This window comes from Pantoea sp. NPDC088449 (genome assembly GCF_044753225.1).
Lineage (GTDB): Bacteria > Pseudomonadota > Gammaproteobacteria > Enterobacterales > Enterobacteriaceae > Pantoea > Pantoea floridensis.
In genome coordinates, this window is the sequence record NZ_JBIVMT010000002.1 from 228,591 (window position 1) to 250,508 (window position 21,918).

At 50.3% G+C, this 21,918-nt stretch carries 23 protein-coding genes; 7 read left to right on the forward strand and 16 right to left on the reverse strand.

Going from position 1 to position 21,918, the window contains the following annotated elements:
- The 5 genes from ACIP6T_RS12310 to ACIP6T_RS12330 all read right to left on the reverse strand — a co-directional run bounded on the left by ACIP6T_RS12310 (position 1) and on the right by ACIP6T_RS12330 (position 5,300).
- Entirely contained in the window at positions 1-945 is a 945-nt protein-coding gene (locus tag ACIP6T_RS12310; RefSeq protein WP_400457952.1) for a carbohydrate kinase family protein, read from the reverse strand.
- Positions 945-1,784 (reverse strand): carbohydrate ABC transporter permease, encoded by an 840-nt coding sequence (locus ACIP6T_RS12315; protein WP_097098154.1) that lies wholly within the window; start codon positions 1,782-1,784, stop codon positions 945-947. The genes ACIP6T_RS12310 and ACIP6T_RS12315 overlap by 1 nt, the downstream gene beginning before the upstream one ends.
- On the reverse strand, positions 1,774-2,682 hold the full coding sequence (locus ACIP6T_RS12320) for a carbohydrate ABC transporter permease (RefSeq protein ID WP_064739811.1): 909 nt from the start codon (positions 2,680-2,682) through the stop codon (positions 1,774-1,776). Before ACIP6T_RS12320 ends, ACIP6T_RS12315 begins: the two co-directional genes overlap by 11 nt.
- 9 nt (positions 2,683-2,691) lie before the next feature.
- The gene (locus tag ACIP6T_RS12325; protein ID WP_400457406.1) at positions 2,692-3,939 is read right to left on the reverse strand and encodes an extracellular solute-binding protein; all 1,248 of its coding nucleotides are present in this window, start codon (positions 3,937-3,939) and stop codon (positions 2,692-2,694) included.
- 449 nt (positions 3,940-4,388) lie between these two features.
- Complete coding sequence (locus ACIP6T_RS12330) at positions 4,389-5,300, reverse strand: LysR family transcriptional regulator (RefSeq protein WP_400457408.1); 912 nt, start codon at positions 5,298-5,300, stop codon at positions 4,389-4,391.
- 128 nt (positions 5,301-5,428) lie between these two features.
- Here ACIP6T_RS12330 and ACIP6T_RS12335 point away from each other — a divergent pair, with 128 nt between their 5' ends.
- On the forward strand, positions 5,429-5,692 hold the full coding sequence (locus ACIP6T_RS12335) for a DUF2798 domain-containing protein (RefSeq protein ID WP_097098151.1): 264 nt from the start codon (positions 5,429-5,431) through the stop codon (positions 5,690-5,692).
- A gap of 190 nt (positions 5,693-5,882) precedes the next feature.
- On the opposite strand, the gene ACIP6T_RS12340 is transcribed toward ACIP6T_RS12335, so the two are convergent.
- A complete protein-coding gene (locus tag ACIP6T_RS12340) occupies positions 5,883-6,419 on the reverse strand; it encodes an AAA family ATPase (protein ID WP_097098150.1) in 537 nt (178 codons plus the stop codon).
- A 283-nt stretch (positions 6,420-6,702) separates the two neighbouring features.
- Here ACIP6T_RS12340 and ACIP6T_RS12345 point away from each other — a divergent pair, with 283 nt between their 5' ends.
- Together ACIP6T_RS12345 and arsH are read left to right on the forward strand one after the other, a co-directional pair.
- Positions 6,703-7,038, forward strand: coding sequence for a helix-turn-helix transcriptional regulator (locus ACIP6T_RS12345; RefSeq protein WP_097098149.1), 336 nt, complete (start codon positions 6,703-6,705; stop codon positions 7,036-7,038).
- On the forward strand, positions 7,035-7,757 hold the full coding sequence (gene arsH, locus ACIP6T_RS12350) for an arsenical resistance protein ArsH (protein ID WP_400457412.1): 723 nt from the start codon (positions 7,035-7,037) through the stop codon (positions 7,755-7,757). The genes ACIP6T_RS12345 and arsH overlap by 4 nt, the downstream gene beginning before the upstream one ends.
- Before the next feature lie 39 nt (positions 7,758-7,796).
- Here the strand turns inward: arsH and arsC are convergent, their stop codons facing one another.
- The 3 genes from arsC to ACIP6T_RS12365 form a co-directional block, all read right to left on the reverse strand.
- Positions 7,797-8,225 (reverse strand): glutaredoxin-dependent arsenate reductase, encoded by a 429-nt coding sequence (gene arsC, locus ACIP6T_RS12355; protein WP_400457414.1) that lies wholly within the window; start codon positions 8,223-8,225, stop codon positions 7,797-7,799.
- Positions 8,226-8,272: 47 nt separating this feature from the next.
- Positions 8,273-9,556 (reverse strand): arsenic transporter, encoded by a 1,284-nt coding sequence (locus tag ACIP6T_RS12360; RefSeq protein ID WP_097098146.1) that lies wholly within the window; start codon positions 9,554-9,556, stop codon positions 8,273-8,275.
- A gap of 72 nt (positions 9,557-9,628) precedes the next feature.
- Positions 9,629-9,982, reverse strand: coding sequence for a metalloregulator ArsR/SmtB family transcription factor (locus ACIP6T_RS12365; protein WP_097098145.1), 354 nt, complete (start codon positions 9,980-9,982; stop codon positions 9,629-9,631).
- A gap of 343 nt (positions 9,983-10,325) precedes the next feature.
- On the opposite strand from ACIP6T_RS12365, the gene ACIP6T_RS12370 reads away from it, so the two are divergent.
- Both ACIP6T_RS12370 and ACIP6T_RS12375 read left to right on the forward strand, forming a co-directional pair.
- The gene (locus ACIP6T_RS12370; protein WP_400457417.1) at positions 10,326-10,862 is read left to right on the forward strand and encodes a GNAT family N-acetyltransferase; all 537 of its coding nucleotides are present in this window, start codon (positions 10,326-10,328) and stop codon (positions 10,860-10,862) included.
- Positions 10,863-11,213: 351 nt separating this feature from the next.
- Entirely contained in the window at positions 11,214-11,432 is a 219-nt protein-coding gene (locus tag ACIP6T_RS12375) for a hypothetical protein (RefSeq protein ID WP_400457418.1), read from the forward strand.
- 109 nt (positions 11,433-11,541) lie between these two features.
- Here ACIP6T_RS12375 and ACIP6T_RS12380 read toward each other — a convergent pair whose 3' ends face one another.
- The 3 genes from ACIP6T_RS12380 to ACIP6T_RS12390 form a co-directional block, all read right to left on the reverse strand.
- Positions 11,542-11,841: a 4-fold beta flower protein gene (locus ACIP6T_RS12380; protein ID WP_400457420.1), complete on the reverse strand. Its 300-nt coding sequence runs from the start codon at positions 11,839-11,841 to the stop codon at positions 11,542-11,544.
- A 46-nt stretch (positions 11,842-11,887) separates the two neighbouring features.
- A complete protein-coding gene (locus ACIP6T_RS12385; protein WP_400457422.1) occupies positions 11,888-12,763 on the reverse strand; it encodes a transposase in 876 nt (291 codons plus the stop codon).
- Positions 12,764-13,291: 528 nt separating this feature from the next.
- Complete coding sequence (locus tag ACIP6T_RS12390; protein WP_400457424.1) at positions 13,292-14,317, reverse strand: RelA/SpoT domain-containing protein; 1,026 nt, start codon at positions 14,315-14,317, stop codon at positions 13,292-13,294.
- Positions 14,318-15,029: 712 nt separating this feature from the next.
- Here ACIP6T_RS12390 and ACIP6T_RS12395 point away from each other — a divergent pair.
- Positions 15,030-16,199 carry an ROK family transcriptional regulator gene (locus tag ACIP6T_RS12395; protein ID WP_097098138.1) on the forward strand — a complete coding sequence of 390 codons (1,170 nt, stop codon included), beginning with the start codon at positions 15,030-15,032 and terminating at the stop codon, positions 16,197-16,199.
- A 31-nt stretch (positions 16,200-16,230) separates the two neighbouring features.
- On the opposite strand, the gene ACIP6T_RS12400 is transcribed toward ACIP6T_RS12395, so the two are convergent.
- A complete protein-coding gene (locus ACIP6T_RS12400) occupies positions 16,231-17,376 on the reverse strand; it encodes a phytanoyl-CoA dioxygenase family protein (protein ID WP_400457427.1) in 1,146 nt (381 codons plus the stop codon).
- A gap of 153 nt (positions 17,377-17,529) precedes the next feature.
- Here ACIP6T_RS12400 and ACIP6T_RS12405 point away from each other — a divergent pair, with 153 nt between their 5' ends.
- Positions 17,530-18,546: a substrate-binding domain-containing protein gene (locus ACIP6T_RS12405; RefSeq protein ID WP_345830423.1), complete on the forward strand. Its 1,017-nt coding sequence runs from the start codon at positions 17,530-17,532 to the stop codon at positions 18,544-18,546.
- 32 nt (positions 18,547-18,578) lie between these two features.
- Here the strand turns inward: ACIP6T_RS12405 and ACIP6T_RS12410 are convergent, their stop codons facing one another.
- The 3 genes from ACIP6T_RS12410 to ACIP6T_RS12420 form a co-directional block, all read right to left on the reverse strand.
- Positions 18,579-19,751: a Gfo/Idh/MocA family protein gene (locus ACIP6T_RS12410; protein WP_400457429.1), complete on the reverse strand. Its 1,173-nt coding sequence runs from the start codon at positions 19,749-19,751 to the stop codon at positions 18,579-18,581.
- On the reverse strand, positions 19,744-20,814 hold the full coding sequence (locus tag ACIP6T_RS12415) for a sugar phosphate isomerase/epimerase (protein ID WP_097098136.1): 1,071 nt from the start codon (positions 20,812-20,814) through the stop codon (positions 19,744-19,746). The genes ACIP6T_RS12410 and ACIP6T_RS12415 overlap by 8 nt, the downstream gene beginning before the upstream one ends.
- 73 nt (positions 20,815-20,887) lie before the next feature.
- Positions 20,888-21,814 carry a substrate-binding domain-containing protein gene (locus ACIP6T_RS12420; protein ID WP_097098135.1) on the reverse strand — a complete coding sequence of 309 codons (927 nt, stop codon included), beginning with the start codon at positions 21,812-21,814 and terminating at the stop codon, positions 20,888-20,890.
- Positions 21,815-21,918 lie beyond the last annotated feature (104 nt).

The window sequence follows — 21,918 nt, forward strand, 5'->3', positions numbered from 1 at the left end:
TTAACACTCCTGAGAAAGTTGCAGTTGATGCCAGTCGGGATAGCGACGCGGCAGGGTGCTGATGGCCAGCGACGCCACCGCGATCCCCCATTGCAAAGCCGTGGCGAGATCTTGCTGATGCACTAGCGCGGTAAGGAAGCCGGCATTAAAGCTGTCGCCCGCACCAATGGTATCCACCACCGTCACCGGACGTGCAGGCTGGCTAATCGAGCGTTCGGCCTGCCAGCAGTGTGCGCCCTGCGGGCCGCATTTCACCACGCAGCCACCGCGTCCGCTGAGCTGCTGAACCAGGGTTTGTGCGCTGGCGGGCAGATTGTTTGCGGCGCCCAGACCCAGCGTTTCCACTTCATTAAGCAGCAGCCAGTCGCAGAGCGGTAGCCATTGGATCACCTGCTGTCGCACCTCGTCACTCCATCCCTGCGGCGGCCAGCCGGTATCAACGGCGGTGATAAAGCCGCGCTGCCGCAGCTCGCTAAGCAGCGCGGGATATTCGTCATACAAGCGCAGGCATAAGAAAGTGCCGCATAGCAAAACGATATCGCCGTCAGCCGCTTCAGCGGGTAGCTGCGCCAGCACATCCTGCGCGCTGAGTTTCACGATATGTCCAAGATTGCTCAGGAACGAGCGTTCGTGATCTGAATGCGTGACGCCAACGGTGAGCGAGGTTTCGCAGCTGTAGCGCGTCCAGTGCGCGGCGCTGTGCGGAAAATGGCTCGCCAGCCAGGCGCTCAGGCCATCGTCACCCTGATTCGCCACGGCGCGATGGCGCACCTGCATCGCTTCCAGCGCCAGCGCACAGTTGCCAGCCGATCCGCCAGGACGTAGTTCGCTGTGATTGAGCATCACTTCGGTACCGCGCTGCGGCCAGCTATCCAGCGTGCCCATAATCAAATCGACATTAATATTGCCCACCACGTACAGCGTGGCGGTGAGTTTATGTTCCATCATCCTTTACTCCCGCCACTGGCAAGGCCGCTGACCAGCGTCTTTTGCAGCCAGATGGCAATAAATAGCGGTGGCACCGATGCCAGAATGCCGACGGCGGCGATCAAGCCATCATCGGTTGCCCGACCGGCAGTGAACCCGGCAATGGTGACCGGCAGGGTTTGTGCCGCGATATTGCTGGTGAACAACAGCGCATAGAAGAACTCATCCCACGCCAGCAGCCAGCCAAACAGCGCCGCAGCGCCTAGAACGGGTTTTGCCAGCGGCAGCGTAATGCGCAGCAGAACCTGCCAGACGCGTAAACCATCGAGCCGCGCTGCCTGTTCAATATCCTGCGGCAACGTATCGAACTGGTTTTTCAACATCCAGGTGAGGAACGGCAGAATCAGCGAGCAGTAAACGATGGTAAGCCCTGGCCGGGTGTTGAGCAGATCGAACTGCTGTAGCAGGAAGTAGAGCGGCAAAACGAATGCCACCGGCGGGACCATATAGATGGCGAGCGAAGCGAACAGCCAGCCATCACGACCGCGATAGCGTGAGAAGCTGAACGCTGCCGGAATCGCCAGCAATAAACAGATTATCGTTGCGCCGGTTGCCACCAAAAGACTGTTGCCGAGCGCATGCAGGAACAGCACGCCCGGCTGGCCGGGCTCGAGCGACAGCAGTTTGCCATAGCGGGTGAAATCCCACTGGCGCGGCAGCCACTCCAGCGGCACGCGGGTCAGATCGCTGGTGGCGCTGACACTCATCAAAAACAGCCAGCCCATCGGTGCCAGCACGGAAATCGCCACCAGCAGCGCGGCGGCGTATTTGCCAACATGACGTAACTTAGCCTTCATGCGCGCTTCCTTTGCGGCGTTGCCGCCACAATAACAACATGTAAAGCGTGATCAGCACTGCGCACAGCAACGTCATCAGCATCGCATAGGCCGCGCCGCTGCCAGCACGCAGATAGCTAAACGATTCCTGATAGACGTAAAAACTGAGTGTTTTGGTACTGTCGACCGGGCCGCCGCGCGTCATCACGTAGATGATGTCGAAGATTTTGAAGGCGTCGATGGTACGCAGCACCAGCGCCACGCTAAGCGGACCGACAATCGCCGGGAAGGTGATGGCGCGAAAACGGCGCCATGCTGACGCACCGTCGAGTCGCGCCGCTTCAAACAGATCGTCAGGAATGGATTGCAACGCCGCCAGCACCAGCAGAGTGACCAGCGGATAGTTTTTCCAGATATCGGCGAACATCACCGCATTAAGCGCCGAATCGGGCGAGCCCAGCCAACTGCGATAGCCATCGATGATGCCTAGCTGTGTCAGCAGGGCGTTGATGCTGCCATAATCGGGGTTAAAGTTCAGGCGCCACATCATGGCATTAACGATGGTTGGCAGCGCCCATGGCAAAATCACCAGCACGCGCAGCACGTTACGGCCAGCGAATTTCTGATTCAGCAACAGCGCCACCAGCACGCCGATCACCCCCTCAATCGCCACCGAGACGACGGTGAAGTAGAGCGTGCGCCACAGTGAACTGCGAAAATCGGCATCGGTGATGGCGAACAGGTAGTTTTCAAAACCAATCCAACCCGGCGCTTCACCGCTGCCTATTAAGGCGGCATCAGTGAAGCTCAGCCAGATAGTGCGTAACAGCGGCCATGCGGTGAGCAACAGCATCACCAACAGCATGGGTGCCAGCAGCACCCATGCCTGCCGTTGTTCGCGTTGACGCAAACTCAGCATTGTTGCCCCTTAGCGCAGACGCGCCGCACTCTTATCTACCGCTTGCAGCGCGGCATCAGGCGTTGCGCTACCCACCAGCACCTGTTGCAACTGCTGCTGCAAGGTATTGGAGAGGCGCGAATAATCCGCGGTTTCCGGGCGCGAAAGCATTACGTTGAGCGATTTATCCGCCGCAGCGATCAGGCTCTCCTGATTTTTCAGCACTGCTGGATCCTGATATGAGCTTTTCCAGATTGGCAGACTCAGCGTGGCGTAGTTGTTCTGCACCGGCTGAGAGGTCATATAGCTGATGTATTGCCATGCCTGATCCGCATGAGCACTGCCTTTGGTGATGCCAAGGCCCATCGAACCGTTAACCGCACCAAATTTGCCTGGCGCGTCGCCCGGTGCCGGAACAATACCGACCTGCCCGGCGACTTTACTCTGCTTCGGATCGTTGGCCATGTTGTACATGTAGGTCCAATTAAGCGCGAAGGCGGCATCGCCATTGGAGAAGGCTTTACGTACGTCCTCTTCCAGATACTCGCGTGAGGCCGGATTGCTTAAGCCTTCATCCAGCGAGCTTTTCATCAGCTTGACGGCTTGCAGCGAGGCAGGGGAGGAGAAATCAAGTTTGTCGTTGTTATAGAATTTGCCGCCGAAGCCGGATACCAGCGTGGTGTAATCGCACACCAGCGCTTCAGCCTGCGACCAACTCCAGACCAGCGGATATTTGACGATATTCTTCTGCTTGATAATGCGCGCATCATCCATCACCTGCTGCCAGGTTTGTGGCGGTGTGCTGATGCCGGCTTTTTCCAGCATCGCTTTGTTGTAATAGAGATATTTGGTATCAAGAATCCACGGCATGCCGAGGGTTTTGCCTTTGAATACCACGGTGTTCATCGCACCGGGGAAAATCTGCGCTTTTTCATCGGCGCTGATGCGGCTGCTCACGTCCTGCAACAGATCAAATTTGGTAAATTCAGCGGGCCAGATGGCATCAAACAGCACCACATCGTAGCCATTGCCGCCCGCGCCACGCGCAGCGACAATTTTGTCATGCAGCGCTTCGTAAGGTACAAATTCAAGATTAACCTGCACGTCCGGGTGCGCTTTCTGAAACTCCTGCGTCATGGCGCGAATATCATTTTCGCTGTACGCCGCCTGCGTCATAAACAGCGCATTTAACGTGGTTGCCGCTGCCGCGCTGCCAACGCTGGCTAACAGAACCGCTGCAAAACAACCTTTTATGACTGGATTGAATCGGATTTTCATGGTGTTTTCGCCTTGATGCAAAAAGAGGGTGTTTAATTAAATCAATTTGATTGATTTAATAACGCGCACAGGTTGTCAGATTGCTGCGGCTGACATCGGTTAGCTAAAGCAATTGACGTGCCAGGGCATAAATCTCGTTTGCCGCTGGACACTACTTTGCACAGATTTTTGCCTCTGTCAGGTAAACAGGTTGTAAAATGTGTAGCCGATCATAGATATTCAGGTAGCTATAAATGAGGGCAAGCTTAAGAGCTGATTACAACCCTTTTCAGGATGCATGGTTTAGGTGCAGATGCGTTGTGAGTTGCTACATAAACGCGCATTCCACAATGGCAAATTAACGTCATGAGTATCCGTTGCTGACAGCAGATGATGTACCGACGCTATTGTTCCTCCATCAACACGTATTCATCTCAGGCCAAAGACCATTCACTTTTTCACGATTGGGATCACGCTGACTGCATCGCCTGTTCCAAAAAAGCAATAAAGGCTCTGACCTTTGAGTTGAGCGCTGAACGATCGTTGACGCACGCGTAAATGTTCATAGGGGAAGATGCGATATGGGTTTCATCGCTTTGGCTGGATTGAAATAACGCGATGAGTTGTCCATTGTCGATAAGCGGTTGTGCAATAAAACTCGCAAGGCGAGCAATACCACCACCATTGATTGCGATATTAGCAATGATATCAATATCGTCACTGATAAATTCGGGATTGAGTTTCGCCGCCACCTTTTGACCGTCAACCATAAATGTCCAGGGCAAAAAGCGTCCATCAGTTGGATAGCGAAATACCAGGCAGGCATGCTGACTCAATTCTTCGGGACTTTCTGGTATGCCCGCACGCTCCAGATATGCCGGGGCTGCGCAGAAGATAAAAGGTAATGATGAAATTTTCATGGCAATCAGCTGTTCGTTCAGTTGTTCCTCGATGCGGATGCTGACGTCGACTCCCTCTAGTCGATGATCAACGTTACGATCGGTACTGATCAGCTCAATATCAATATCGGGGTAAACTGATTTGAATTCTGGCATCAGTGGTGCAAGAACGTACCGGCCAAACGCCGCAGTCGTAGCGATGCAAAGTTGCCCCTGCGGTTTTGTTTCGAAGGCAGCAGCCTGCGACGCGAGATCAACATCATACGGAATGTGGCGAACTTTATCGAAATAGCGTTTACCACTTTCGGTAAGGGTCATACTTCGGGTTGTGCGTGATAGCAGGCGTACCCCCAGATACGATTCCAGACGAGAAAGGCTCTGACTGACTGCTGCAGGGCTCATTCCTTTAGCGCGTGCAGCCGCTGCGATACTGCCGTTCTCCACTACACGGATATAGGTACTGATTAACCCCAACAAGTCCATAAGACCTCAATGCAAAATTCGTTACTTTTACTTAATGGTGATTAAAGCTGGACCGTTCTACTAACACGTTGACTTACTTGGTAGCTTTGCGACTGTTTCGCTAACTCTCGGTTAAACAGGGTAACACTATGACGGATGCAACAACGAAAAAGATCGCCAGAATACGCTTTCCAAAACACACTTCACCTTACATCTTTGCGCTTTATATGGCGACCATCATGGCCTTTCTGATGAGTTTAGTTATTACCTTTTCGGAATTCGGTTTCGGGCCTCATTATATGTTAAATGTTATCAATGCTTACAAGGTCGCCATGCCCGCCGCCTTTGTCTGCATACTATTTGTACGCCCGATCGTGGTCAGGATGGTGGGGCTAACAGTTCATGGGCATTAAAAAACTTTGCCTAATCCCTTCTCGGCGCTCAAGTGTCGTAGGCAAAGCCAAAAGGGCGCAGTGAGAAAACAGCAGACAGGTTTGAGGACCTTCCAAGCACATTGGACGTGCCCGGTAATTAAATTATGCGAGGTATAGCCTTCGATGAATGATTGACTATTTTCGGAAGCATATTAATCATCTTAAACCATTATGAAATATCCCAGCTTTGATAGCAGGTCTTAATATCACGAGGTAATGTCAACATCACTTTTGGAATGGTTACCTGCTCGAAAATCTTCTTGTGAAGATGGTGGTTTTTAGGCGCAATATGCACAATGTATTTAAGCATTTCCCACGTCACATGCTCTCTTCGGATATTGAGACCACCGATCCTGGGCTTTGACGAGTAACATCGGCGTATATAGCGCTGCAGCGCTATCGCCATTGGCACATCAAGCAATATCAGCCCTGTAGCACGTTCAAGTCGGGAATAAATACACTTGGTGTAATTGCCCTCTATTACCCATTTTTCTCCACGAACAGCTTCTTCATGTAACCGATAAAAATCTTCTGGTTCACGGGGAACCCATTTTGTATCAGGTAAGTGATGCAATTGATCAAGATGAATTAGAGGTAATGACGTCTTAGAAGCGATTGCTTTTGCCAGTGTGGATTTACCACTATTTGATGGCCCCATGATACATATGCGTGGGCCAAGGTCATCTAAGGATAAAGTAGTGTTCACCCATCTCACCTAAAAGCTCAATAAATTCATGCGATAACAAAAGATACATTAACATCTGATTTAACTACAATGCTACCTGGTTAAATTGTGATCCGCTATTCTGTAATAAATACTACGCGGAATTGGCAACGTTCGCTCCTGGTACTCAGATGTCGGAGGCCAGCAATGAGCTGTGAGTTCAACCGATGGATGCTTTCCAGAATGATTGTTTAACAACAGAAGTGGGTAGATTGACTTACTTTATATTTCGATTATTCTGGAAATATGGATTTAAGGAGGTTTTATGGATCTGAATACAGCGGCCAGCGCGTTAAAAGAGCTCGGCCATCCGACAAGGCTGGCCGTTTACAAAACGCTGGTTAAGGCCGGGCACGGTGGGCTGCCGGTTGGCGATTTACAGAAGCAGCTGGATATACCCGCATCCACGCTAAGCCATCACCTTTCCGCGCTGATGTCTGTCGGGCTCATCCGTCAGGATCGTCAGGGGCGAACGCTGTTTTGCCTGCCACAGTATGAACGTCTGGAGCAGCTGCTGGCCTTTCTCGTCGAGGAGTGCTGCAGCGGAGAAGGTGGATGTGGACTGAGCCTGCCAACACAGTTAACTGAGAGAACAGAATGAATCTAACGGATATGTCGCTACCCAATATCGATACTGGCCTGGTTGATGCACCGATTACCACAGCAAAACTGGCAGCTGACGAGCCCGCACATGCACCGCGCATACTGATGCTGTACGGTTCAGTACGTGAACGCTCTTTCAGCCGGTTCGCTACGGAAGAGGCGGCCCGCCTGCTGACTGCGATGGGCGCAGAAGTCAGAATTTTTAATCCATCAGGGCTGCCACTTCCCGATGACGCCCCCGAAACGCACACTAAAGTAGCTGAACTGCGTGAACTGGTGTTGTGGTCTGAAGGCATGGTGTGGTGTTCGCCAGAGCGCCACGGCGCAATGACCGGCGTGATGAAAGCGCAGATTGACTGGATCCCGCTCTCAACCGGCGCGGTGCGACCGTCACAGGGCAAAACGCTGGCGGTGATGCAGGTCAGCGGCGGCTCCCAGTCGTTTAACGCAGTTAATCAGATGCGCATTCTGGGACGTTGGATGCGCATGATGACCATTCCTAATCAGTCATCGGTGGCAAAAGCCTGGGCGGAGTTCGATGAAGCGGGGCGGATGAAGCCATCGGCATATTACGAGCGCATCGTGGACGTGATGGAGGAACTGATGAAGTTCACCGTGCTGACCCGTGGACGCAGCAAATATCTGACCGACCGCTACAGCGAGAGAAAGGAGAGCGCGGAGCAGCTTTCTGCCAGAGTTAACCAGCGCAGCATCTGAAAAAAACCGGCGAAACGCCGGTTTTTTCATCCTGCCTGATTACTGGCTGACGCGTTTACCGTCCGCGCCAATCACCACTTCGCCATCTTCCTTGGTGAACAAACCTTTCTGCTGATCAGGCAGAATGTCCAGCACGACTTCGGAAGGGCGGCAAAGCTTCGTTCCCAGCGGAGTCACCACTATCGGACGGTTGATCAGAATCGGGTGAGCTAGCATGGCATCCAGCAACTGTTCATCAGTAAAGCTGTCGCTGGCGAGGCCCAGCTGTTCATAGGGATCTGTGTTTTTACGCAGCAGCGCCCGCACTCCGATTCCCGTCGCTTCAATCAGCCCCTGAAGAGTTTCACGCGTCGGCGGAGTTTCAAGGTAGTGAATTACGGTAGGTTCCGCGCCGCTGTTCAGGATTAGCGCCAGTGTATTACGCGAGGTGCCGCAGGCGGGATTGTGATAAATGGTAATGTCAGACATGGTAAAACCTCGTGTGATGGGGCTGCATACGCCGCCCCGGATTATCATCAGACAGAGAGGCGCAGCGCGAGCGCAGCAAGCGTAACGGTCATTACCGGCAGCGTCATAACGATACCGACCCGGAAGTAGTATCCCCAGCTGATGCGGATGTTTTTCTTTGACAGCACATGCAGCCACAGCAGCGTAGCCAGGCTGCCGATAGGCGTGATTTTCGGTCCAAGATCGCAGCCGATAATGTTGGCGTAAATCATTGCCTCACGCACGACACCCTGCGCAGTGCTGGCATCAATGGAAAGTGCGCCAATCAGCACCGTAGGCATGTTGTTCATTACTGATGAGAGGAGTGCGGTGATATATCCGATTCCCATCGCCGCGCCCCATACACCGGCATCGGAAAAATCGTTAAGCAGCGCGGTCAGATATTCTGTCAGTCCGGCATTGCGCAGTCCATAGACCACCAGATACATGCCAAGTGAAAACACCACAATCTGCCAGGGGGCGTTGCGCAGCACTCTGCGGGTATCAATCACATGGCCGCGCCGTGCGACCAGCCAGAGGATTAGCGCGCCGATGGCTGCAACCAGGCTGACCGGTACGCCGAGCGGTTCCAGCGCAAAGAAGCCCGCCAGCAGTAGAACGAGGACAACCCATCCGGCGCGGAAGGTGCTGATATCGCGAATGGCCTCACGCGGCATCCTGAGCCTGGCTTCATCATACTGCGCGGGGATCTCCTTGCGGAAAAAGAGGTGCAGCATGGCGAGTGTAGCCAGCACCGAAGCGATATTGACCGGCACCATGACCGAAGCGTAATCCCTGAATCCCAGATGGAAAAAGTCAGCTGAGACGATATTGACCAGGTTAGACACGATGAGCGGCAGGCTTGACGTATCAGCGATAAATCCCGCCGCCATCACGAACGCCAGCGTGGCACCCTGGCTGAATCCGAGTGCCAGCAGCATGGCAATCACGATGGGCGTCAGGATCAACGCCGCGCCATCATTAGCAAACAGCACTGCTATCGCCGCTCCTAGCAATACAATATAGGTGAAAAGTAGCTTTCCGCTGCCGCCGCCCCAGCGTGCCACGTGCAGCGCCGACCACTCAAAAAAACCTGATTCATCCAGCAACAGGCTGATAATGATCACCGCAATAAACGTGGCCGTTGCGTTCCAGACTATCTGCCAGACCACGGGAATATCACCGATATGAACCACGCCGGTTGCCAGCGCCAGCGCGGCTCCGGCAACAGCGCTCCATCCGATACTAAGCCCGCGTGGCTGCCAGATAACAAATATCAGTGTAAGAATAAAAATTGCGCCTGCCAGCAGCATGCTTCCTCCGTTGATAAGTCTTAGAAGCCTAAAAACACATTCGATAATTCGAATATGTTTGGCTAAATTTTTTTACAGGCAGACAGCCCTGCCGTTAGTTGTGGCATGATCCAGCTGTGAATGATCGGCCAGGTCACGAATTTCGTCACGCTGGCTCAGCCACGCCTGATCAATGACAGAAGCCGCCCACACTGGCATGTGTGGAGACAGGCGATAGTGGATCCACTTGCCGTCGCGCCGGTCACTGAGTAACCCGCTGGATCGCAGCATTGCAAGGTGGCGGGAAATTTTAGGCTGAGGAAGGTTCAGTGCCCCTGTGAGTTCACACACACAGAGCTCTCCCTTTTCTTTCAGCAGCAGCACCAGTGTGAGACGTGTTTCGTCCGAAAGGTTTTTAAAAAGTTGTAGTGGGGTCAGAGATAACATGTTGAAACCCGATTAAGGAAAGCCTAAAGGTATTGGCAAGAGGATAGAACAAAAACATATTCGATAAAAGGAATATGTTTAAGGAAAGACCATACTATCTCATGGGGTATTTAAAATTTCCCGCTTTTGAATAATGCACCTAAAAATTAGCAACGCCCGCTTCTGGCACATTGCGGACAGATATGAGAGCCCTGTGCGGTATGAGCGAGGAGCAGACGTCAAAATGATGGCGACATGCAAATTTTGCCAAATTAACATAACAGTGCTGTTGTGAAGCCGAAATTTTCTGGCTATAAAAACAGTAAGATAACTCATTGAATGAATCAAAAACTCAGGAGAAATTTTGCGGCTAACCACCTCCCGACTGCATCTTCGGCCTGTAATCACCTCAGACGCAGATGACCTTTTCAGAATTTATGGCGATCCTGCCACGAATACATTTAATCCCGCAGGCCCATATCCTGATATTGATTATGCCCGTGATGTTTTGGCTCGCTGGCTTAAACACTGGGAAGATTACGGTTTCGGAAACTGGGCTATCTCGCTGAACGATGATCCTAAAAGGCTCATCGGTTTTGGCGGGCTGAATATCCGCAGTTATGCCGATACCACTATCAATAACCTAGGATATCGGTTCTCTGCTGAGTCATGGGGAAGAGGGCTGGCGACAGAGTTTGCTAACCATGCGGTCAGTTATGGATTTGGTGAGCTAAAACTGCCGGATATCTCTGCAGTAGTAAGAGCAAACCACCTGGCATCACAAAAAGTCCTGACTAATTCCGGACTCAGATATGTACGGAACATTCAGGATGTGACAAATGCGCCCGCCAGCATGCTGTTTACACTGACTCACGCCGAATGGGATAAAAAGTCAGAGTAAGAGAGCAATTCAGTCGCTTTTACATAAGACTACTTTCGCTCACCCGTTTGTGTTGGCCCAGAACGCAGATGTCCGCTTCTGGCACAGAGCGGACAGATATGAGAGCCCTGTGCGGTATGAGCGAGAAGCGGAAGTTCACCATTTTACTCGTCTCTGATCAGGTTTTAACGACCCAGCGTATCAGCCAAACGGTAACTCGTCGGAATGCAAAACTAATGGTTATTGGACGCTGAAGGTCCGCTGTGAGCGAAAAGCCGACGCTGGCCATTCATCTATCTACGATTTTTTTATTGACCTGCCCAGACGTATAGCATTAATTCAGAGAATCATTAGCATGCCCGGAGGTTGCATATGTTGGTATATAACGTTTTTGGGCGGCATATTGGCGTTCAGCGTGAGAATGATCGGTGGTTGGTATTTCGTGTTGACCTGACAGAGAGAAAGTTTTCTCGGCTCTATGACGTCGCGATTCCAGACGATATGACAGAAGGCGAGATTGCTGGCTGGCTGAGTGATATATTTCATGAAGCCGCAACCGAGCGTCATCCAAATGTGGAACGCATCGAATAAGGATTTGATGAATAGCATGACGCTAAGTCCGCTTTTGGCACATTGCGGACAGATATGAGAGCCCTGTGCGGTATGAGCGAGAAGCGGACGTCAGCGATTGATGTCATCACTACTGGTCAAATAGATGCATTGAGACATCTGGAAATCCATAATTGCGTGCACCCCGATTACCAGGATTACCTGGTCTTCCGGGATTGCCAGGGTTTCCCGGATTACCTATGTTTCCTAAATTATCCATATGCTTGTTTAAGATCATGCTTTCATGAATTTCACCAATGTATTGACCAGAAAGCTTATATACATGTGTTCCATGAAGTTGGCCGACGGCATTGCCGTTCATACCATGTATGTATTTTCCACGGATAAATCCTACGGCTTTCCCTTGAGAATTATAGATGTAATCTGTCATTTTGATACCTCATAGATTCTTAGTTAATATTCATTATGGATGCATCCTAGATCACATACACTTTCACTAAGACTTTGCCATCTTTACTTGAGCGCTCACCTTCCAAATCATTTTTAAATCCTTGTGAATTAGTTATATATTTATTTGGATCATATACGACACACCATAAATTCTTGCATTCAAGATGCCGTCTGTAATGTTCAATATCAATTATAAGCTCATCGCCAATTTTTTTGGCATGACTACGGTCTCTTACAATTTTTATTTCAAGAACAAGCTCATGCGCAGGTAAAAGGAAATCCATCCTAGTACTTGAACCAGCATAGCTAGGAGTAAATTCTTCTGGGCGTATATCTTGAACCCAAGGTCTCAATAATGAATGAAGTAGATCTTGCACATCATATTCATTGCTGAACGTTAAATTTTGACTTCCTTTTCTTCGGTGAGTGAGCGGGTGCATAGCACGTTGCAAACCTCTAACCAACCTTTGCAGCAAAGCTTCAACTTTATGAGGAATAACTGGCTGCGGACTAATTCTTAAAGTCTCTTCATATGGGATGTCATCTGCAGGGATGTGACCCAAGGGTAAAATGCGGCCAAAACGATAATATTGAAAACCATTATCATGTAACGCAGCTTCGACTCGCTCTCTTTTTTCAGACCATTCAAAAAACTCGGGGCTTCCTTGTTTCGGAGGAAGATCCATAAACTCTTCAATCACCCCACCTAACACAGACAGACTATCTACCTCCTTATCCTGACCAGTGAGGTATAGCCAGTCCTTCCACTTTGTATCATGAGCTCCTTGTGGTGGTTCACCACGAGCGCCCACTGAGAAAAATAATGATTCCAACGCTGCATGAGACGCAGTGTTGGCAATGACGTCCCCAACAACTTTGCATAGCGACCGTGATAGCCTCATCTTCACCCCATTCAGAGAAAAAATTTACATTGACTTTATCGTTTAAATGAACGAGTGGAAATTTCGAAATTTAATTAAACCCTCAATTTTAATCGTTATTTTCTTTAAAATTCCAATGTTAAGTTATGGTAGTAAAGATCGCTTCCGGCACAAATCGGACATTTCAGCTTTGACATACCCGGACATTTGAATTTAACTTTGACAAAATTCTGTACTAGCAAAGTTATTGTATCCGTCTTGGGCTAAGTTAAGATGTTCGTCGTGTATAATCAACTGGAATTTCGCTGAGCTTTGACATGCAGTGTAATACCAAGTTTTCGCAACGAGCTGCCGCCGTTATACCGAATAGGGACAAATAATTCACTTAAACCTCGATGAATTTCATAGAATAATTGTACAATAGCCATCACCTGCCGGCTTTGTTACTTTAAGTTGATTATCAGCAGATCCCTACAGGCCATTGTGGTCAGAAGCGATCTAAAAAACAACCTGAGTTAGTAGAATTTAGACCACTCCAGATAATAGTAATTATTTTATAAAAACATATCTGCTCAGGTAATTTAAAAAAGTTTTCGTATCTAAAAAATAAGCAGGATATGCATTTTTCAATTCACTAATTGAACTAACAGAAACCATAGCTACTTCACAGCCTTTATTTTCCGCGCAGTATTTTTCAGACTCGACATAAGCTTCTGCCGCCTTTGCATGATTGTGATTTTCGAAGCTCTTTATATTTATATTCCGTTTTACAGTGTCAACAACAATTATGCAAAGTCCTTTATCATATTTTTTGCTACCTTCAATATGACTTACTGCGGCATTATAAGCAGATAATATATCGAAAACATTCAACTCAACGGATAAGTAACTTAATTCTTCTGATATTTTTATATAACTACCGGATGGTTCTTTTTCATATTCAACTTTATAAAAAAGCTCTGATACTAATTCAAAAAACCTAAGCCATCTTGCATCACCAAAACCAGATTTCAATGATTCTTTTCGAAACAAACCAACCATTTCAACTGCTGTAGCCCAGCTATGTTGAATAGCTGTTCTTATTTGCATTTCAATGCGCAATCCATTTAAAGATGGAAATTTTTTATTTTGGAATGAATAGACCATGTGAAAGCTTCTATAACCGGAATCTTTCACGTCTATCATGTAATCATCCATTCTAACTAGTTCATGTGAGAATTTAGATGATTTTATTTTATTAACTAAATCATACACTTGATCAAGATTGTTTAAAATAGCTCTGCACCCACCAAGATCCTGCATTTTATTTAGCTTCATGTCAGGGAATCTAGAAAGCTTAGTAACAATGGAAGGTAGTCTCTTAATTCTAGAGGACAGTAACGCATTTTTGTTTAAGGAAATAGCCTCTCTTTCCATATAAAATTTTATTTTACTTAAAGGATATAAATGCAACATTCTCCACTCGTGAAGAATTTGCACATCTTCTTCATTATATTTTTCACCTGCACCAAACTGAGAAACCAATCTATCCCCAGCTCTTCCAACTTCCTTTTTTGAAACAGATAAAGAGTGCATAGTAAGATGCCTTATAATATTATGCTAATTTAGGAATAACAATTTACAAAGTTCCGGCAGCGGGCAAGGGTAACAAACCACCGCCAATTAAGAGGGACTAGCCTGTGCCGGTATGGCGGCAGGATAACTGAAATAAATTGAATGCACCAGACGTGCTACAAGGAGCCCGCTTATAAAAGGGAATTATAGCTGTTTTTTAACCAATTGGCTGGTCGCGACTCCTCAAATTGCGAATCTATGGCGTTTTAGTGCCCGAAACTGAATATAATCATTCGTTGGAGTGGCACAAAAAAATCCAAGAAGTGCTCACATCGGGTTAGACGTACCGTCTATGAGGTCATTTTGAATGCCGTTTCGCGGGATGGAGGTGACCTACTCCCGTTTTTTAACTCACAATTTCGTTAGTAACGTCCGCTTCTGGCACATTGCGGATAACTAATTATGAAAAGTCTGCTATCAGCGAGAAACTCACTGACCCGCTTTGCGATGAATAACCATCAAGATAGGCGTCATCCTTCATGAGCAACGCGAAGATAACGGCTGTGTGCTAGTTAGATATGACGTTAATTTTGCGTCCGTACCGGCATGACCAATTTGCTGTTGCGCTCAGCCAACCCCCATTTAACGTCCCGAAAGGGTTGTAATTACTGTGGCCGATCATAGATATTGATGCGGCTATTCACAGCGCGGTTGAATGAGGGAAGAAAGCAAAGTGAAAACGTCGGGAACCAATCTGGAACATGCACGGGCGCATAATCGTCGCGTGATCATTGAAGCCATTCGCCTGCACGGCGAACTCACCCGCGCCGAACTGGCTCGCCTGACCGCGCTCACGCCGCAAACCGTTTCAAATATCGTTGCCGAACTGGAGCAGGCAGAACTGCTCACCAGCCGTGAGCCGCGCAAGCAAGGACGTGGGCAACCGGCCATTCCGGTGACGCTCAATCCTGCCAGCGCCTTCTCTATTGGCATCCATCTGGATCACCAAACGCTGCTGATTGTGCTGGTGGATCTCACCGGTGAAATTCACTTCCGCCGTCTTATTCTGGTGCAAAAGCCCGAGCCGGATGCCACTTTAGCGCGCATTGAAGCGGTGCTGGCTGAAATCAAAACGCAACTCGGCGAGCGCTGGCGCAAAGTGCTGGGCATTGGTGTGGTGATGCCGGGTCCGTTTGGTGTCGAAGGCATCTCCTCGGTAGGACCCACCACGCTGCACGGCTGGGAGCAGGTGGATATTGAAGCCAAACTGGCAGCGATGAGCGGCGTGCCGGTGACGCTGGAGAACGATGCCACGGTGGCGGCGATTGGTGAACGTTTTCATGGCGTGGCGCGCCAGCTCAACTCGTTTATCTATCTCTATATCGGCACCGGTTTGGGTGCTGGCATCATTATGGATGGCCACGTTTACAGCGGCCATGCGCATAACGCCGGTGAAGTGGGGCATGTGGTGGTTGAGCCTGGTGGACGCGAATGTTATTGCGGCAATCATGGCTGTCTTGAGCGCTATGTATCGCTGCAGGCGGCATATGAGTTTTGCGGTCTTGATCCGATGACGGCGCTGCCGGAAGATTTACTGGAGGTCGATCCGGCGCTGTTCGATCGTTGGATCGATACCGTGCTCACGCCGCTGCGCCAGGCGATTAATCTGCTGGAGTGCATTTTCGATGCTGAAAGTGTGATTATCGGCGGCATGATACCGGCTGCGCTGCTGGACAAAATCATTCGCCGCCTGCCACCGCTGTATCAATCAGTACGCGGCCGTTACCTTACCGGCACCCGCTTAAAAATCGGTATGACCGGCAGCGATACCGCCGCGCTGGGTGCTGCAGCGCTGCCGATTTTTGACGAATTTAATCCGCAGTTTCAGGTGCTGATGAAGTGATCAGACCGGGCAAGCGCCCGGCCTGTCGCTGCTACGCTTCTCTTCGAGTACTTTGCTCATCCAGTTTCTGATTGAACTGGCTCGGGCTCCACTCTTGCTGCAAGGCCTCGTGCACCAAAGCCTGCTGCGTCTGCGGAACCATGCCGCCTAACGGTGGATCGGTATCGAGATTAGTGGGGAAGGAGTAACCGCGCGCCGCCACGTTGACGACCGTATTGAGCTCCTGCTGGGTAAGCTGGCTGTTTTGCAGCAGCGGGTAAATCAGCTTGAGCAACTGTTCGTGATTTACTTTCTCCATCGGTACGCCAAATGCGGAGGAAACCTGCAGCAGGTTGGCGGTTCTAACATGATCGCTGGTGGTATTGTTACCTGCGGCATGGAACAGCGCCGGATTGAAGAACAGGCCATCACCTTTTTCCAGCGGCAGCTGGACGTAATTGTGGTTAAAGAATTCAACGAACTCTGGGTCACGATAGGCGATGTAACCCAGCTCATACTGATGTGACCACGGCAGTAAACGGGTCGGGCCGGATGCCAGCGGCATATCCGTGTGTGCCACGGCACCTTGCAACGTCAGATATTGCGAAAGGATCTGTACCGGCACCGGGAATTCAGATGCGAACGCACTCTGCTGGAAGCCCAAATGGTAATCCCGGTGCGGCTGCTGGGCTTCGCCGCCGGGGCGCACCTGATTCACCTGCGAGGTCATGCTCCACGCTGGGCCCAGCCATGCCTGACAAATCAACTCCAGCGTCGGATTCGCGTAGTAATCAACAAACGTTTGCGGGCTGGTTTCCGCCAGTTTTTGCAGCGCGTTCCAGATACGTCCATTGTTACCCGCGCGTGAGAAGTGATCGGCCTGAATTTTAGATTTGGCCTCATGACTCATGATGGTTTCGAAAGCCTGCGAGGTGCGATCAATGACGTCGAGATCGCTGTATAAACCACGTACCACAAAAACACCGGGACCATAAGAAAGGGCTTTGTGCAGTTCGCTGAGCAGTACTTTTTTATCCGTTTTCGCCGCGGTGTCCAGCGTCTCTCGATCGTAAACCAGCACGTTGGCAACCGCTTCGCTCGCCAGCGGATAATCACTGGCATCGAGCTGCTGAGTACAAAATGTTTTGAAGTCTTCAACAGAGACCTGATCTTCACGGGCAAAATAGGGTGACATCATAACGACCTCATTTTTAGAGATGGAGTGACAGAGCGTTATCAGCCGCCAGTGCAACATTAACTGACGTCGTGATAGGGTTGATGAGAGTTAAAATAGCAGTTACATTTCTTTAACAGCACATCAAAAACACCTCACTCCTACATCATGTGACCTATGCCAAAATTTACGCAAAAACAGATTTCAGCCCAGTCCGGATTAAGCCTCGCCACCATCGATCGTGCGTTGCATAACCGCGGCCGGGTACATCCGCAAACGCAGCATCGAATTCAGCAAGCATTAGCCGATTTGGAGTTGCAGCAAAAAAGCAGCCTGGCGCAAGGGCGGACAATTTACTTCGATGTCATCATGCACACGCCAGAGCGTTTCAGTGAGTTGGTAAAAGAAGCCTTTAGTAGCCAGATATCCAGTTTCGCCTCTTTCCGCATCCAGCTTAGATTCCATTGCAGTGAAGAGATGACGGTGGAGGAAGTGGAACGATTGTTGAAAAAGTGCTCGCTGAGCACCCATGGCATTATCCTGAAGGCGATGAATTCAAGCCAGCTGGTGCCGGTTATTAACAATCTGATTAAGCAGCGCATTCCGGTTGTTACGGTGGTTACGGATATCACGGGTAGCCATCGGCTGCGTTACATTGGCATGGATAACGTCAGCGCGGGACAGTCGGCAGCCTTCCTGATGGCAAAATGGTTGGGTAACGAACCGGGCACGATTGCCGCCATCACCGGCAATAAAGCGTTTGTTGGGGAACAGGATCGCATCCGCGGTTTTCAGGAGGGAATGAAATCCTTTTCCCCCCAACATCAGATAAAAATCGTCGCCGGTGGATCGGGCATAGACCATCTGATGTACCAAACCCTGCAAACCTTCCTGCAGGATAATCCCCAGATTGATGCGGTTTACACCGTGGGTGGCGGAAATGCCGGCATTTTGCGCGCATTAGAAGAACGCAACATTCAGCCGAAGGTGTTTGTTGGGCACGACCTGGATCGGGAAAATCGCGCGTTGATGCAGGCGGGTAAAATCGACGCGCTGATTGAGCATAATCTGCAACTGGATGCGCAGCACTCATTTAAAACACTGCTGGAATTCCACGGGTTTTTACCTGAAACGCGTAGCAACGCAACCTATTCACGCATCAATATCATCATGCGCTACAACATGTATACCTAACGAAGCCTGACGGCGTCAGGCTTCTGTTGGCATCAGCGATATTTCGGCTGTTTCCACACCGTACCCTGTTGATGGCTATCGACCACTGCATCGACAAAGGCTACCCCCTTTAGGCCATCATGGATTTGCGGGATAAGTGCGCCAATGCCAGAAACCGCGCGCTGTTCGTCGCGCGCGCGCAGTGCCGCAGCAAAGCCGCTGTACAGATTGGTAAAGGCTTCGATATAGCCTTCAGGGTGGCCTGGCGGTGTGCGAGTGCGCGCCCGGGTTATCGCATCCAGATCGTCACGCCCCCGTTTAATAATCTGGGTATAGCCTTCCAATGAGGTGTAAATCAGTTCGTTCGGCTGCTCTTGCGCCCAGGTCAGGCTACCGGTTTCGCCGTAAACTCGCAGCCGCAGCGCATTTGAACAGCCTATGGCAACCTGCGATGACCACAACATGCCGCGCGCGCCGCCCTCATAGCGAATCAGCACATGGGCGTTATCGTCCAGCGCTCGCCCTTCCACAAAGGTGGCTAAGTCAGCGGCCACGCTCTCCGCTTTCAATCCGGTTACATAACCGGCGAGATGATAGGCATGGGTGCCAATATCGCCAATCGAGCCGCCGCGTCCATTCTTTTGTGGATCGACGCGCCATGCTGCCTGCTGGTTATTTTTCAGCTCGACGCCGGTCGCCATCCACTCCAGCGGATACTCCACCTGCACGGTCCGCACCTTGCCAATCAGCCCGCCCTGGACGCGCGCGCGGGCTTCCACGATCAGCGGATAGCCGGAATAGGTGTAGGTCACGCCAAGAAAACGGCCGGTCTGGCTCACCACTTCGGCCAGCGCTTCGGCATCCTGCAACGTGGTAGTGAGCGGTTTTTCACAGATCACATCGATGCCGGCTTCAAGAAAGGCCTTGGCGATGGGGAAGTGGGTGAAGTTAGGCGTACAAATGGCGACAACATCAATACCGTCTGCGCGCGCCGCCTCAAACTGCACCATGGTGGCGTAATCGCTATAAGAACGCTCAGGGGCGATATAGTTTTGCGTGGCAAAGCGGTGCCCGCGCTCGGCGTCAACGTCAAACGCGCCCGCTACCAGTTCATATTGATCGTCAAGACGCGCTGCAAAACGGTGAATACCGCCAATGTAGGCACCCTCGCCACCGCCGACCATGCCTAATCGGATACGACGTCCATTCAAAGGTGATCTATTCATCTTTCGCTCCTGTAATACCCAAAATTTTGCGGTTAAGTGACCGATCGGCGTAGGACTTACAAAAATCATCAAACGATTTATCGGTGACGCGAATAATGTGGTCGCTGATGAACTGCGCGCCTTCACGTGCGCCATCTTCCGGATTCTTAAAGCAGCACTCCCACTCCAGCACCGCCCAACCCTCGAAGCCATAACCGGTTAACTTCGAGAAAATCCCGCCAAAATCAGTTTGGCCGTCACCAGGTGAGCGGAAGCGTCCTGCCCGGCTGGTCCAGGGTTGATAGCCGCCGTACGCACCGGTTTTGCCATTCGGCCTGAACTCGGCATCTTTGACATGGAAAGCCTTGATGTGCTGGTGGTAGTGATCGATATAGCTCAGGTAATCAATGCCCTGTAATACCAGATGGCTGGGGTCATACATGATGTTGCAGCGTGGATGGTTGTGGGTTTTTTCCAGGAAACGCTCGAAGGTCACGCCGTCATGCAGATCTTCCGTAGGATGGATCTCATAGCAGAGATCGATTCCCTGTTCATCGAAAGCATTGAGAATCGGTATCCAGCGCCGCGCCAGCTCGCTGAAGCCCTCATCAATCAGGCCTTCTGGCCACTGCGGATAGGGATAGAGATAGGGCCACAGCAGGGTGCCAGAGAAAGTGACATGCTTCGTCAGGCCTAAGCGGCGTGATGCGCGTGCTGCCAGGTAAAGCTGCTCAGTGGCCCACTGCTGGCGCACGTGCGGATCATTACGCACGCTTTCAGGGGCGAAGCTATCGGCGGGTAAATCGAAAGCCGGATGCAGTGCGACCAGCTGGCCCTGCAAGTGGCTGGCTAAATCGGTCAGCGCTAGCTCGTGCTCAGCCAGTACGCCAAGAATTTCATCAGCATAGGTCTGGCTTTCAGCGGCTTTGCGCAGGTCAATCAGACGAGAGTCCCAACTGGGGATTTCTACGCCCTTAAATCCTTTTTCCGCCGCCCAACCCGCCATGCCAGCTAAAGAATTAAAAGGCGCATCGTCGCCAGCGAACTGCGCCAGAAATACCGCGGGGCCTTTAATCGTTTTCATAACTTCTCCGAATTAAAAAAAAGCACCTGCTGCCTTCACAGGTGCAAACAACAGACACAGAAGAAAGCGAAAGTTAATTAGTCATAAACTTCTGGTAGTTTTGCGGTGTGACCAACTGGAAAGGAATAAAATTAACATCCTGGATTTTTTCACCTTTGGCGGCTTTTTCTGCCATATCCACGGCGCCATAGGCTTGTGATTTCGCATCCTGGAATACGGTGACAGTGAGTAAACCGGTTTTTATCGCCTGTAAACCATTCGGGCCGCCGTCGGTGCCGCCAACTAAAATATCTTTGCCAATTTTAATGCCGTTACTTTTAATGGCCATGGCGGCACCAATAGCCATTTCGTCCGCGTTAGCGGAAAGGATATCAATTTTGTCGCCCGACAGAATCCAGTTATTCATGAGATTCATGCCGTCTTCACGCATCCATTTCGCTGTGTCTTCAACAATCACATGCATATTAGGATGTTTGGCAATAATCTCTTTCGCGCCTTGCGTTCTGAAGCGGGTGGCATCATTACTTAATAAACCTTTCATGATGGCGACATTAACGCTTTTGCGATCTTTAACCAAATCTGCCAGATACTGCATCTGCAAACGTCCCGCTTCAATTTCATCGCTGCCGATATAGCTCACGCCATCGCCCATTTTGGCGTCTGAAGGCATACGGTTAAGAAATATCAAGGGTACTTTGGCGGCGCGTGCCGCGTCAGCCATATTCTTGGTTCCCTGGGTATCAACCGGATTAACAATGATGACGTCGACTTTACCGTTAATAAAACTTTGCACCTGGCTAAGTTGTTTATCTACGGCGCCCTGAGCGTCCTCAAATTGAATTTTCATATCAGGATGCGTTTTCGCCTGCTCGATAATATATCCTCTCAGGCGTGAGAGAAATACGTCATCCATTTGGGCGATACTTACGCCAACCTGTACGGCATTAACAGCAGGGCTTAGCGAAAGTAAGGTAAGACAGAGTAAGATGATTTTTTTCATAATAGCATTCCACATTTATGATTAATCTCAGAACCAGTCTGATGTCGGGTTTTTTATTATTAACTTCACTTGCGTAGGGTTTATTTACAGCACTTTTATGTCGT

Excerpts from the sequence above, each read along its gene's own strand:
- ACIP6T_RS12375 (WP_400457418.1), top strand. The coding sequence starts at position 11,214 with ATGTTGGTATATAACGTTTTTGGGCGGCATATTGGCGTTCAGCGTGAG.
- arsH (WP_400457412.1), top strand. The coding sequence starts at position 7,035 with ATGAATCTAACGGATATGTCGCTACCCAATATCGATACTGGCCTGGTT.
- ACIP6T_RS12315 (WP_097098154.1), bottom strand. The coding sequence starts at position 1,784 with ATGAAGGCTAAGTTACGTCATGTTGGCAAATACGCCGCCGCGCTGCTG.
- ACIP6T_RS12390 (WP_400457424.1), bottom strand. The coding sequence starts at position 14,317 with ATGCACTCTTTATCTGTTTCAAAAAAGGAAGTTGGAAGAGCTGGGGAT.
- ACIP6T_RS12400 (WP_400457427.1), bottom strand. The coding sequence starts at position 17,376 with ATGATGTCACCCTATTTTGCCCGTGAAGATCAGGTCTCTGTTGAAGAC.
- ACIP6T_RS12325 (WP_400457406.1), bottom strand. The coding sequence starts at position 3,939 with ATGAAAATCCGATTCAATCCAGTCATAAAAGGTTGTTTTGCAGCGGTT.
- arsC (WP_400457414.1), bottom strand. The coding sequence starts at position 8,225 with ATGTCTGACATTACCATTTATCACAATCCCGCCTGCGGCACCTCGCGT.
- ACIP6T_RS12360 (WP_097098146.1), bottom strand. The coding sequence starts at position 9,556 with ATGCTGCTGGCAGGCGCAATTTTTATTCTTACACTGATATTTGTTATC.
- ACIP6T_RS12385 (WP_400457422.1), bottom strand. The coding sequence starts at position 12,763 with ATGAGGCTATCACGGTCGCTATGCAAAGTTGTTGGGGACGTCATTGCC.
- ACIP6T_RS12330 (WP_400457408.1), bottom strand. The coding sequence starts at position 5,300 with ATGGACTTGTTGGGGTTAATCAGTACCTATATCCGTGTAGTGGAGAAC.
- ACIP6T_RS12320 (WP_064739811.1), bottom strand. The coding sequence starts at position 2,682 with ATGCTGAGTTTGCGTCAACGCGAACAACGGCAGGCATGGGTGCTGCTG.
- ACIP6T_RS12345 (WP_097098149.1), top strand. The coding sequence starts at position 6,703 with ATGGATCTGAATACAGCGGCCAGCGCGTTAAAAGAGCTCGGCCATCCG.
- ACIP6T_RS12415 (WP_097098136.1), bottom strand. The coding sequence starts at position 20,814 with ATGAAAACGATTAAAGGCCCCGCGGTATTTCTGGCGCAGTTCGCTGGC.
- ACIP6T_RS12335 (WP_097098151.1), top strand. The coding sequence starts at position 5,429 with ATGACGGATGCAACAACGAAAAAGATCGCCAGAATACGCTTTCCAAAA.
- ACIP6T_RS12405 (WP_345830423.1), top strand. The coding sequence starts at position 17,530 with ATGCCAAAATTTACGCAAAAACAGATTTCAGCCCAGTCCGGATTAAGC.
- ACIP6T_RS12410 (WP_400457429.1), bottom strand. The coding sequence starts at position 19,751 with ATGAATAGATCACCTTTGAATGGACGTCGTATCCGATTAGGCATGGTC.
- ACIP6T_RS12380 (WP_400457420.1), bottom strand. The coding sequence starts at position 11,841 with ATGACAGATTACATCTATAATTCTCAAGGGAAAGCCGTAGGATTTATC.
- ACIP6T_RS12420 (WP_097098135.1), bottom strand. The coding sequence starts at position 21,814 with ATGAAAAAAATCATCTTACTCTGTCTTACCTTACTTTCGCTAAGCCCT.
- ACIP6T_RS12365 (WP_097098145.1), bottom strand. The coding sequence starts at position 9,982 with ATGTTATCTCTGACCCCACTACAACTTTTTAAAAACCTTTCGGACGAA.
- ACIP6T_RS12310 (WP_400457952.1), bottom strand. The coding sequence starts at position 945 with ATGGAACATAAACTCACCGCCACGCTGTACGTGGTGGGCAATATTAAT.